The 13,628-nt window shown below is 31.0% G+C and carries 8 protein-coding genes and 1 other annotated feature; of the genes, 1 reads left to right on the top strand and 7 read right to left on the bottom strand.

What is annotated here, in order from left to right; translation table 11 throughout:
* Positions 1-82: 82 nt before the first annotated feature.
* From SPJ17_RS07065 to asnS, 5 genes are all read right to left on the bottom strand, one after another.
* On the bottom strand, positions 83-442 hold the full coding sequence (locus tag SPJ17_RS07065) for a hypothetical protein (RefSeq protein WP_321094094.1): 360 nt from the start codon (positions 440-442) through the stop codon (positions 83-85).
* A gap of 111 nt (positions 443-553) precedes the next feature.
* Entirely contained in the window at positions 554-3,631 is a 3,078-nt protein-coding gene (locus SPJ17_RS07060) for an HD domain-containing phosphohydrolase (protein WP_321094091.1), read from the bottom strand.
* A 79-nt stretch (positions 3,632-3,710) separates the two neighbouring features.
* Entirely contained in the window at positions 3,711-8,114 is a 4,404-nt protein-coding gene (locus SPJ17_RS07055; RefSeq protein WP_321094088.1) for a DUF4011 domain-containing protein, read from the bottom strand.
* Positions 8,115-8,122: 8 nt separating this feature from the next.
* Positions 8,123-9,673, bottom strand: a complete 1,551-nt coding sequence (gene cls, locus SPJ17_RS07050) for a cardiolipin synthase (RefSeq protein ID WP_321094085.1) — start codon at positions 9,671-9,673, stop codon at positions 8,123-8,125.
* Between the two features lie 185 nt (positions 9,674-9,858).
* The gene (gene asnS, locus SPJ17_RS07045) at positions 9,859-11,238 is read right to left on the bottom strand and encodes an asparagine--tRNA ligase (protein ID WP_321094083.1); all 1,380 of its coding nucleotides are present in this window, start codon (positions 11,236-11,238) and stop codon (positions 9,859-9,861) included.
* 45 nt (positions 11,239-11,283) lie between these two features.
* Positions 11,284-11,486: a binding site (T-box leader), on the bottom strand.
* A gap of 106 nt (positions 11,487-11,592) precedes the next feature.
* Between asnS and SPJ17_RS07040 the strand changes: the two genes are divergently transcribed.
* Entirely contained in the window at positions 11,593-11,988 is a 396-nt protein-coding gene (locus SPJ17_RS07040; RefSeq protein ID WP_321094080.1) for an HIT family protein, read from the top strand.
* 40 nt (positions 11,989-12,028) lie between these two features.
* On the opposite strand, the gene SPJ17_RS07035 is transcribed toward SPJ17_RS07040, so the two are convergent.
* Together SPJ17_RS07035 and SPJ17_RS07030 are read right to left on the bottom strand one after the other, a co-directional pair.
* Positions 12,029-12,730: a hypothetical protein gene (locus SPJ17_RS07035; protein WP_321094078.1), complete on the bottom strand. Its 702-nt coding sequence runs from the start codon at positions 12,728-12,730 to the stop codon at positions 12,029-12,031.
* A 141-nt stretch (positions 12,731-12,871) separates the two neighbouring features.
* A partial coding sequence (locus tag SPJ17_RS07030; protein WP_321094075.1) for a hypothetical protein occupies positions 12,872-13,628 on the bottom strand: 757 nt, incomplete at its 5' end.

The raw sequence follows: 13,628 nt of genomic DNA, 5'->3' as shown, positions 1-13,628 counted from the left end.
TATAAAATTCGATAAGGAAGGCTATAATTATAATCTAAGTATTCTATTTTATTATCATATTTATCTTTTAAGATATAATAATCTATACCACCATAGGAATGATATATATATATGAATTTGTTTCAGAATTTATAGTATTATAACCATTATATGAATCTATAGTTCCATCAGGATTAGTAATATAGAAATTATTTCCTTCCTTACATAGTGTTGGAAAATAACTAAATTTAGCTCCTTCAATGTATCCTCCACTACCTCTTAATTGATAATTATAGATTAAAGAAGGTGACATAACACTTACGCCTAATGTCTTAAAGAGAGGAATTTCTACTATAATATTAGATGCAGATGGACATAGGTTTACTATAGTTTTTAATGAACCTATTTCATGAATAATTGCCTCTTGATAAGGCTTTAAGCCTTGATTTAGAGTTACTGACATTTTATTCATCTTCTTTCTATAGTATTATTTATTTAATTATAACCTGAATATAAAATATTTGAAATACTAAGGGAAGAAAAAAAGAAAATATGCCCAAAAACTGGGCATAATCTATTTCTTTTTCTTATTAGGATTATAAGTAAACATCTTTCTATAGATGTCATTAGAGAAGAATTTCTTATGCTTTGGATTAGAATCCTCTTCCTCTTCCTCATCTAAATCCTCATCATCATCTTCTTCGTCATCATCATCTTCATCTAAATCCATATCAAGTTCTCCGTCATATTCCTCTTTTGGATCTTCTTCCTTAATAGGTTTTATATCTTCTTTTGATAAGGGCTCTTCAGTCGATGATAATTCTTCTATCTCTTCATCCTCTTTTAATTCCTCTTCGGTGAAATAAGAACTGACGTATTCTTCCTCTTTTGATACTTCCTTTGAGTCATTTTCTTCTATAGATTCTTCATCTTCCTTTAATTCTTCTTCAGTAAAATAGGAATCTACATACTCTTCTTCCTTAGAAGCGTCTTTAGAATTATCCTCTTCTTTAGATTCTTCGTCTTCTAAAATAGAATCAGAACCATCGATTTCCTCATCTAAGTCATCATATTTAGAATTAATTAATAAATTTTCTTCTTCATTATTTATAGAATCATCCTCTATATCTAAGTCAAAAGAATCTATAGGTTCTTCCTTTGAATCATCTAAAGCATCTTCTTCGTCTAATTCTTCTATATCCTCTATAGAATCATCTACATCTTCGTCATTATCGTATTTAGAATCAATTTCTTTATCATTAAATTCTAGAGCTGATTCATCGATTTCTTCATCAAAGAAGGATTTTTTGCCATCGCTAGAAGGATTAAACGGATCGGTAAAGGAGGATTTTTCCTTTTCTTCTTGTGCTTCTTCAATAAAATTATCAACCTCTTCATCTAAATCATCATATTTAGAATTAATTTCTTCATCGTTAGATTCTTCTGTTAAAGTATCTAATTCTAAAGTAGAATCATCTACTTCATCTTCATCCGAATAGCTTGCATCATCAACTTCTTCTGATTCTATATCACTAGAAACGGATTCTTCCGTATCTTCAGTAGAGTCTTCTTCCTTTTCTTCTTGAGTTTCTATATCTATAGGTGTATCTATGGCTTCCTCAACAGTATCGATTTCTTCCTTTTCTAGTTCAACTAAAGCTTCAACTTCTTCCTTTTCCTCTTCTTTTTCTTGAGTTTCTTCTGCATCCTCTAGTTTTTCTTTAGAATCTGTAGATTCCATAAACGAATCATTCTTTTCATCAATTTCAGGAATAGAATTTAAGAAGGCATCAAATTCATCATCAATATCTTCCTTTTTCTCTTCCTTAGGTAGAATTGGTTCTTGGAATACAGGATCAATATCCTCCTTAAATGGGTCAAAATCCATCATAGGATTTTTAAGCGGAACCTTTGGAACAAATTTTTTAGGCTCCTCCTCTGCCTTTTCAGGAATAGAATTTAAGAAGGCATCAAATTCATCATCAATATCTTCCTTTTCTTCTTCAACTTTATCTTGAATAGGTTCTTCTTCAAGCTTTTCATCTAAATTGAATATTGGAAGTGGGATTTCTTCTTTTTCTTCTATCACTTCATCCTCTTCCTCATGATCTATTTCTTCAATAGGAACATCTCCCATTTCCGCTTGATTATATTCTTCTAATGGATCGATTTCCTTTTCTTCCTCATAACTTGCCTCAAAGGATGGCGCTTCTTTATTATAATCAATTTCATTACCATTCTCATCGACATAGATGATTTTTTCAACTACCTCTTCATCATCCTTTTTTGATTCGTAATTGATTACCCCAGAAATATATTCCTCTGTTTCATCTGCAGCTACAGATTCAGGTCTTTCCTCATCGATATCCTCAGATTCACCAAAGACATGTCTTAAGGCTGGAGATTTCGCTAAGGCTTCATATTCATCCTTCATCGTATCATATTTCTTTAAGGCTATATCCTCAACTGCCTTCGCATTTTTCATGATGTTATCGTAATCGTCAATTAAATGATTAACGATTCTTTCATCAAGCTTACCAGCCTTTGCATCACTAAGTAAAATGGATTGAATCTTTTCTGGGGTAAAGGCAGCCTTATAGCTTCTTTTACAATATAGTGCACTACAAATATCCGCAACAGCAAGTACCTTATCCGCACTGGTTAAATCCTTTTTTGTGATACCTAAAGGATAACCAGATCCATCAAGCTTTTCATGGTGTCTTGCAGCAATTTCAACAATAACATAGGAAAAGCAGCCCTCGATGATTTCCTTCGTGTATTTTGCGTGGCTTTGCATAACAGCTAGTGCCTCACCCTCAAGCTTGCCCGGGTAGCACAAAATTTCAAGTGGCACTCGAATTTTACCGATATCATGAACCTTACCTGCAATTTCAATCGCTCTTGAAGTAGATTCTGTTAGCTTACAGCTAATCGCAAGGTCATATGCAATTTGCGCTGTAGTTACAGTATGTGCCATCGTTTCATGATTGTGGAATTCAAACATGAAGGATGTAGTATCTAAGAATTCACCTAGGGTATCCGTACCATAGTCAGCTAGGGAAATATATTTTGATGTTTCATAAACATATAATTCACTTTCGCTATTTAGCTTTTCTATAATATCTGAATGATCCTTTAATAGCTTAATAACCTTTTTTACCTGATCTGGATGGTATTTCTTTTTTCTTTTATCTTCCCTTAAAATCTCTTCAATTTCTTCTATGTCCTTACGTTCATAGATATATAAGCTTACCTGATCTAATAAAGTCATCAATAAGCCTATTTCATAGTCTGGATTACTAACATCCTCCATGTATTTTGCCTTATAGAATAAAAGAGGTCTTGCAGCCTCACCTAAAGGAGAGCACTGGTGTAAGAAGGCGTAGGATGATGCAGCAGCTAGTGCAGGGTCATTTGTAGGTACAGCACCATCCATATAGAATAATCCTATATCCTTTAACATACATAATAAGACATGCTGGTGAGATAATTCTGTATCTAGCTTATATTTTTCTAAATAACGCTTCATAAGGAATGCTGTACGCATTCCTGAATCCACATAGCTTTTATTAATTTCATTTAATACCTTTCTTAAGAATTTTAAGATAGTATTCGCATTATAATAATTCTCATTGTAATACTTACTTTCCATATCATCACCCACATGTCGCTTTTTTTATTATTATATATCATAAAATAGGCTTTTTCTATAGAAAAGAAAACCCTGTATATTAAATATACAGGCATTCTCCCTTTTGAATAATTCTACCATCTAACTTTAAGAATACAATCGCATCATTCAAAATCTTTTTTGTGTTATCCGTTAGTCTTGAAAAGCCTAAAAGCTTTAATAATGCTTTACATGCACCATCGATGGTAATACCTTGTGAATAGGATACAATTTCATATAATCCCTCCATTAATTCCTCTATTGGAATTTCATTCAGCATACGAGAGGAATGAATTCTTAATTTAGGATGATCCTTCACATGAAGCCAAATGGTATTACCAATAGTAATCGCATCCTTTGGCATTGCCTTTAAGGCTTCATTTTTAACCACATTGGTAATTCTTGTTTTACCTAGTGCCATTGCACATTTTCTTAAATAATATTCCTTATGAATAGGTTCTTCCTTCTTTAATAAATCCGTCATGGCATATTCTAAGCCTTTATTCATACAATTTCTCATTAAAACCTCATTTAAAGTTTCCTTATAGGATTCAAAATGAGATTCTAGGGTATCGCTAGATTCACTAATAAAGGATTCTAAAACCTCATCCTTTTTCTCTTCTTCCGCTTCATTTCTTAAATAATCTAATAGCTTATTTAATTCATTATCCATATCCTTATTAAAGCTTACAGAATAAATCTTATAATATTTCCAGCCAGACCTTTTTAGTAGATTCTCAATTAAGCGATAATCATCTCTTACATTATCATGGATAGATAATCCATCTAAAGTAATGGCACATAAGAAATTATCCTTCCCCTTTTCTTTAACAGCAAGAGGAATCTTAAATCTTGATGTTCCATAATTGGTATAGCAATCATAATTATTTTCTTCTAAGAATTCCTTTACCTTATGGATAATTCCATTATCTAAGTCACTATACTTCATGTTTCGATGAACATTTTCAGCAAAATCTAAATATTCCTTTAATAGCTTAACACCAATAGATTCTGTATTGTTATCCTTAATATCGATAGCCTTTATAGAAGATACAATGGTGATATTATATTTTGATCTCGTTATGGCAACATTTAATCTTCTTTCTCCACCTAAATTATTTAATGGACCAAAGCGCTGATAGAATTTATGCTCGCTATTATATCCATAACATATAGAGAATATAATTCGATCTCTTTCATCCCCCTGTACAGTTTCTAGGTTTTTAACAAAGAAAGGCTCAGATACCTCATCTGTAAAATATTTATTTAATTCAGGATATTTTGTTATTTTTTCCTCAACTAAATCAGAAATTAAATCTGCCTGTACCTTAGAGAAGGCAACAACGCCCAAGGATTTATCGCTATTTTTATAATGGTCTATAACCATATCCGCAATTAAATTGGCTTCCATTTCATTCGTTCTAGTTCTTTGATTATAGATTCCATCCTTCACATAGATAAAATCAATACCAAAGCCGCTCTTATCCTTTATTGCTTCTGGAATAGTTATAAGTGTAGAATCATAGAAATTCTTATTAGAGAAGGCAATAAGCTCCTCGCTTCTACTTCTATAATGCCATTTTAGGCTTAAAGTATTAAAATTGGATAGGGCCATATCTAAGATAGATTCATCAATAGAATCATAGGAATCCTCTAGATCCTCTGTTTGAGCATTAAAGAAATTCGAAGGTGGCATTTGCTTAGAATCTCCAATGATTATAGCTTGTTTCGCTCTATAGATTGCACCAAAGGCGTCTTCTGCAAAGATTTGTGATGCCTCATCGAAGATGACGCAATCAAATTCATTTTCTTCATTTAAATAGGTAGAAACAGATAAGGGTGACATTAAGAATACAGGCTTAATGGAAATGGCAAAATCAAAGATTTCATTTAATAATAAACGTATTGGTTTTTGTCTTCTTACCTTATTTGCTTCCTTAGCAAGTATTTTAAATTTAGAACCATCTAATAATATATCGTCTGGTCTTTTCATAGAATTAACAGAAATAATATAATCTCTATTTAAATTTAAAATGGTTTCATCTAAGCGAATAAATTCATTCACCTTATCCTTAAATAAATCCGATGTAAATCCATTTAGAATAGGATCTTCCTCTATGACATATAATACCTTATTTCTTAAATAGGTCTTTAGGAACACGGAATCTATTTTATCTAAGGATAATCCCTTATCTAAATAAGCATTTAAAAAGCCAAATAATTCCTTATCCTTTAATTCCTTAATGACATTTAATACTCTTATATAGGATGGAATCTTATCCTTTAGCTTATACATTTTGGTTAAATGATTTACTACAGTAGTTAAAGCATTTTTATAGAAATCTATAATTTCACTATCAAATCTTACCTGAAGTGCTCTTAAATTAATATCTCCATCCTGGTAATTCTTAAACGATAGCAGTTGATCTAATATAGCATTTTTATTATCCTCTTTAACTCGAATGGATGCATATGGGCTATATTCCTTTAGTTCCTTATAATATTCCTCCATTAAGGATGCATCTACACAAGGAATATATTTTATGATATTTTCTTTTAATAGCTTCTTTTTCGATAATCTATCCTTTAAATCAAGAATTTCCTCTAATTCACGAACTAAGACCTTATCAGAAGCCTTATCCTTTCTATAGGATAAGATTTTTCTTTTGGTTTCTCTATATTCCCTATTCAATACCTTAAATAGACCACGAAAGCTTCTTAGGCTTCTATATAATTCCTTTACATCAATATTAATAATATCCTTATTATAGAATGCCATAACATCCTGCTTCAAGGAAATATGTAGGTATTCTTCCATCAAAGGTAATACCTTATCGATATCCTCTTTAGATAAATTTAATATTTCCTTATGCTTCATCTGGTTATAAATAGGTATAAAATCAAATACTCTATATAAATCGAATAGAGATAGAATATCCTTATCGTTAATAGAAATATATTTATTTAAATTCTCTCTATAGGTATTTAATCGATTTAAATAGGAAATAGCTTCCTCAAATTCCTTATTCATTTCATAGGAAACATAGCTTGTATTTAAATCATTAAAGCCATAAAAGACTGTATTTCTATAATCATAACCAATATCTAGAATTGCATCCTTATATTCTCTTAAATACCTTTTGGTATTATTGATTAAGGAATAGCTTTTATTCTTTATATCCTCAAATTTATAATCAATAAAATCAGAATCTAAGCTTATATATAAGGAGAATAAATCAAATACCGTAAATTCCTCGTTATAGACCTTAGCCTTAATAGAATTCATATAGGCTTTAATTTCATCCTCTAGGGTATCATGAGCAAGAATGGTAGAATCTGCCAAGGTAGAAATATTATATTTTGGTAGGGTTGCCGTTTTATATAGATTATCGATGAAGGTCTTCTTATTTGCCTTAGAGGAATGTAATTCTATTGCAAAATCGGAAAGACCTGCCCTTTTTAAATTCTCATATACAACCTCTAAAGCCTGAAGCTTTTCTGAGACAAATAATACATGCCTATTATTACCAATTAGGGATGCAATAATATTTGTAATGGTTTGGCTCTTGCCAGACCCTGGTGGCCCCTGTAAGCAGAAGGATTTACCACTTACAGCCATAGAAATAGCCTTTTCCTGGCTAGAATCTAAATTGACTACAGGGTATATTTTTCCACCTAAGTCAACATCACCAAAGGAAGGATTACCTAATAGAGCTTGAATGTTTCTATTTTCTAATACCTTCTTCTCGTGATCCTTAATATCTCTATACATATTCATTTTTAAGAAGGAATAAATACCTAAAGACATTCCCTCAAGAAATACTACATCACTAGGTAGAACACCTTTGATTTCTTCCATATAATGTTCAAAATCAAAATCCTGATTGTAATAATTAGGAATATCGAAATGTCTTGTTGTATTAAAGAAATAATCTAGGGTTGGATTTAATATAATGTCATCATCGGAAGCAGATATTTTATATACTCCATGATGATTTTTTTCATATTCAACGGGAATTAAAAGTAGTGGTGCGATATAGGTGGTTTTATCCTCAATATAGCTTACAAAACCAAAGGTTAAATATAAGGAATTAATACCCTTTTCATCGATAGAATATTTATATTCCTTCATTAAATTCTTTAATGTTTTATTAAGCTTATAGCCTTTTTTATAGGCTAATAGCTCATTGGGCTTAATTGCTTCCTTACAGATATCATAAACCTTAAGCTCTGAATATTCTAAGATATTATCCTCCTCTTCTATAGCAAAGGTTTTATGATATCTTTCAAGCATAGGATCAACAATCATGAAGGAATATTCCTTACCATTTGTTAATCCTTCATAGATTTCCTTATAATTCTTATTTAATATAGATATGCTTTTAAATCCAGTTTCCTTATAATTTAATAATCGATTTCTTTTTCCTAAATCTAAAAGCTTATTTTCTAAATCCTCTAATCTCATAATATCTCCTAAAATAATGGTGCGAATATGGAAAATATATATCCAATAAATCTTTGATACCATTTCTTTTTATGCCAAAGATTATAATCAAATAATATAGATTCATCTAGGGTTTTCATAAAATCCTCTCTCATTTTTACAATTTCCTTATTTCTTATGATGAATGCACCGCATTCATAATGTAAAAATAAGCTTCTATAATCCATATTAATGGTTCCTGCAAAGGCATATTTATCATCTACAATAATATTTTTGGCGTGGTTAAAGCCCTTTTCAAATTCATAGATTTTACCACCAGCCTTATAGATATCTCTATAATTTAATCTACCCATGTAAAAGGCTGTTTTCTTATCTGGTATATGAGGCATTAATATTCTTACATCAACACCCTGTTCAACCTTTCTTTTTAATAAGGATATGACCTCATCATTAATTACAAAATAAGGTGTAGAAATATATACATATTTTTCCGCACTAGCAATTAAGGATAAAAACATATCAAATGCTGGAGTTTTTCTATTGGTTGGTCCATCCCATATAGGGAATACAAAGCCTTCACTTTTGATATCTGTTTCCAAAACCTTAGGGAAATCTAATATCTTAGTACCTCGAATTCTTCCCCAGGTAGATAAAAACATCGCAGTATAGGAAACTGCAATATTCCCTCTTAACCTTACTGCAGTATCCCTCCAATAGCCAAAGCGTTCTAGCTTATGTACATATTCATCCGCTAAATTATCTCCACCCGTATAGCAAATATTTCCATCAATAATTGTTATTTTTCTGTGATCTCTATAATTCGATAATAGGGTGAAGGTAAAGGGCTCATAGGCCTCTACCATACAATTTGGTATTTGTCTTAATCTTTTGAATAGGGATTTATTTATTCTTCCCCTTGAGCCTAAGGCATCATAAATGATTTTTATTTCTATGCCTTCCCTACCCTTTTTTTCTAATACCTTATAAATATCTTCCATTAATACTCCATCATTAATAATGAAATATTCCATATAAATATAGCTTTTCGCATTTTCCATATCCTTAAGCATTTCCTTCGTTTTTAATTCTGCATCAGGAAAATAAGTAATATCTATATTTTGATATAACGCTAAGGGCTCTGCCTTTTTCGCTGATTGAATAATATTATATGCAGTTAAATCGATTTCCTTTAATTCCTTAAGCTCTATATCATCGAAATAGGGAGGAAATTTTATCATATGGTTCTTATAGGAATAGCTAGATCCCGCTTTAGTAATTGTATTTAAAAAGAATAAAACAGAAAAAGGTAAGGGCAATAATAAAATTAGGGTACACCAGGTAAGCTTATAGTTTGTTGGCATACTTCTTCTTGAAACAAAAATAGAGGCTACTATACCTAAAATATAGGATCCAACTAAAATGAAGCCGGAATAATTTGAGGATTGTACATCCTCATTAAAATAGAAATTAATAGAAAAATAAAAGATTACTACCTGGCCTATTAATAAAATAGCACCAAGAGAATATAATAATAGCCTTGACCATAGGGGCAAGGTAATTCTTTCACTTCTTCTTGCCATAAGTATCACCCAAACATAGTATACCATTTTCTATTTGTTTTTTTAAGTTTTTGAAAATAATGAAAGCCGATTTTAATAGAAAAACCGGCTTTCATTATAATTATTTATTATGAATTTTGTTAAACATATTCATTTCGTTTTTATGAATATTTTTTTGTTTTCGCACGAAAAGTAAAAGGATTCGTTTAATATTCACAATTCTTTGGTGTTCTTGGATATGGAATAGAATCACGAATGTTATCAATACCTGTTAGGTACATAATCAATCTTTCAAATCCCATACCGAATCCTGAGTGTACACATCCACCATATCTTCTTGTATCTAAATACCAATCCATGTTAGAAACATCAACATGTAATTCTTTAATTCTTTCAAGTAAAACATCAAGGTTTTCTTCTCTTTGAGATCCACCCATTAATTCTCCTGCCTTAGGTACAATTAAATCTACTGCAGCTACAGTCTTTCCATCTGGGTTAACCTTCATGTACCAAGCCTTAATATCCTTTGGCCAGTTCGTAACAAATACAGGACCGTTGAAGTGCTCTGTTAAAAATCTTTCATGCTCCTTCGCAATATCATCCTCGTAGGTTGGAATGAATTCCCACTTCTTGCCTGAATTTAATAATAAATCTACAACATCGTGATGAGAGATTCTTACGAATTTCGCATTTACGATATTTAATAGCTTTTCCTTTAAGCCTTTTTCTACAAATTGATCACAAAAATCAATTTCAGCAGGTGCATTTTCAAGTACATATTGGATAACATACTTTAGCATTTCTTCTTCAATATCCATTAATCCCTCTAAATCACAGAAGGCCATTTCAGGTTCAATCATCCAGAATTCGTTTGCGTGAGTCTGTGTGTTTGAGTTTTCTGTACGGAAGGTAGGACCGAAGGTATAGATATCACTAAATGCCATAGCGAATGTTTCACCCTGAAGCTGTCCAGAACCTGTAATCCAAGCCTGCTTACCGAATAAATCCTTAGAGAAATCTATCTTACCTTCCTCTGTATATGGTAAATTGTTGACATCTAATGTTGTTATTTTAAACATTTGGTCAGAGCCTTCACAATCCGCACAGGTAATGAGTGGTGTATGTACATAAACATAGCCATTCTTTTGGAAATAGGAATGAATTCCCATTGCGGCAACACTTCTAATTCTAAATACAGAATTGAATAGGTTTGTTCTAGGTCTTAGGTGAGCAACCTCTCTTAAGAATTCCTTCGTATGTCTTTTTGGCTGAATAGGATAGTCCTCAGGACAATCTCCAAGCATAACAATCTTTGTTGCGTGAACCTCAAGTGGCTGCTTCATATTTGGAGTTAATACAACCCTACCAAAAACCTCAACACTAGTTCCTACTCTAAATTTAGAGATTTCAGCAAAGTTTTCTAAATCCTGGTCATATACAACCTGTAGGTTTGTAACGATAGAACCATCATTAATATTTAAGAAGCCAAACTGTGCTTGTGCACGGTTTGTTCTAACCCAAGCACAAATGTGAACATCCTTTTCTACTTTTTCTTCTAATAATACTTTAATCTTATCTCTTTTCATTTTATATTCTCCTTTCAAAAATAAAAAAATCCTTAAAGCTTACGCTCTAAGGACGAATGACCGTGGTACCACCTTAGTTCAGTATAAAAAATACCGCACTTGAAATCCTTAACGCAGAATTACGGATGGGTCTACTTAATTCTTCCATCACTCTAAGGTGTTGTCCATATTGCTATCTTATCTACTTTCACCAAGTGTAGACTCTCTTATGAAGAATTACAATACTTTCTCCTTATCTTTGAGATAATATACTAAAATTATATATCAATTTTTAAATAAATCAATGATTTCTTTTTTCATTAAATTGAAAGAATATCTTAAAAACATTATAATATTCTTAAGGAGGAGAATATTATGTGTATTTTTTGTAAAATAATAAGTGGAGATATTCCATCGAAAAAGGTTTATGAGGATGAGGATGTTTTAGCAATATTAGATATTTCTCAAGCAACATTAGGTCATACTTTAGTATTACCTAAAAAGCATTACGATAATTTATTAACTATCGATAATGGTGTATATTTAAAGGTAATGGAAAAAGCTAAAATGCTTGCAGAAAAAATAGTACCTAATCTAGGCGCTAAAGGCGCAAATATTTTGAATAACTGCAACGAGGTTGCAGGACAAAGTGTAATGCATTTCCATGTTCATATCCTACCAAGATATGATAAGGAAGAATTAAAAATAGAATTTAAAGATCATTCTAAGGATTATAATTTAGATGATATTCTAAACAAAATAAAGCAGTAAAAGGAGGCAATTTTGCCTCCTTTTATAAATTCTATTATGCCTATCTATTTAAGGATAAATCATATGCATAAAATGCAAATACTATATTGTCCTGAACACTTGCATATAAAGTAGAATTATATTCATTTAATGCAACATAGCTATATAAATTATCTTGTGTTCTTTTGGTAATAACATAATCTAAATTAATCTTTGGACTATACCAAACGAAAGATTCAACATAAGTATTATAGCTACTTAAATCTACATTTGTTATATATCCTAAAGCATCTCTTTCAATTAATGACTCATCAATTTTTACAATGCTTGCAGGAATATATTCACTTTTAACATAAGGTCCTACAACAGGAGTCCCTTTTGATTCTTCACCTTCCATATTAAATGTGTCATTTATATAAATTATTTCCTTTTCAACAAAAGTAAACTCATATTTATCTCCTACTGCATAAACATCATTGCTTGTTAAATCGGATGTTTTTTTCATATAATCTAAAGAATCCGTGTTATTTCCGACTCTAACAACTGTATCATCTACATTCTTTAGCATAAGGAATTGATCTGAAATATCTAAATAGCTATAGGTATCACCAAATATCATATCGTAATAAATCGATGTTTTATCATAATTAACCTGATTTAAAGTATTTGTACTATCATTCAAATTATTCGCTTCATTTAAAGAACAAGAAATTAAAGATATAAAAGATATACTAATTGCTGCACTTAATAATAATTTTTTCATCTTATCCTCCTCTTAAATTTTTATCGTTCCTTCTATTTATAGAATACAACTGTTTTTATTTTTTTCAACAACAAAACTTAGAAAAAAATCCTTTTTGCACAAAAAAAGAAGATGTTTTTTTCCATCCTCTTTTCTTAATTCTTATAGTTTTTCTACTTCATCTAGATATAATTTGTAATGAGTATCACTACTCATTCTTAAATCTCCTCTAGGGGAGACTGCAACACTACCAACCTTTATACCATCAGGTACACAATTTCTTTTGAATTGTTGGGTGAAGAATCTCTTTACAAATAGAATTAAAGTTGCCTTTATTTCTTCTTTTGTAAATTCATCCTTAAATGTATTTAAGGCTAGGAAATAAATCTTTTTCATTGGTGCACCATATCTTAGGAAATGATATAGGAAGAAATCATTTAAAATATATGGTCCAACATTCTTTTCAGTTTCTTGCTTAATATTACCATTTTCATCTAGTGGTAATAATTCTGGAGAAATAGGAGTTGCTAATATATCCTCTAGAGTCTTTTTAATAATACCCTCTTCAGAATCCTTAATATGTCTTATTAATGTAGTTACTAAGGTTTTTGGAATAGAACAATTAATTCCATAATTGGACATATGATCTCCATTATAAGTAGCCCATCCTAAGGCAAGCTCTGATAAATCACCTGTACCTACAACGATTCCACCCTCTTGGTTTGCAACATCAAATAGGATTTGTGTTCTTTCCCTTGCTTGCGTATTTTCATAAGTAATATCAAATACACCATCCTTATGATGAATATCCTTAAAATGCTGAATACATGCATCCTTTATGGATATTTCTCTAAAATCTGCACCATAGGATTGAATCAAAGTCTTAGAATTATTATAGGTTCTACCACTCGTGCCAAAG

This window comes from Anaeroplasma sp., from assembly GCF_034179385.1.
Taxonomy (GTDB): Bacteria; Bacillota_I; Bacilli_A; order Acholeplasmatales; family Anaeroplasmataceae; genus Anaeroplasma.
Note: the sequence above shows the minus strand (reverse complement) of the source record. Positions and strands in the feature narration are given on the sequence as shown.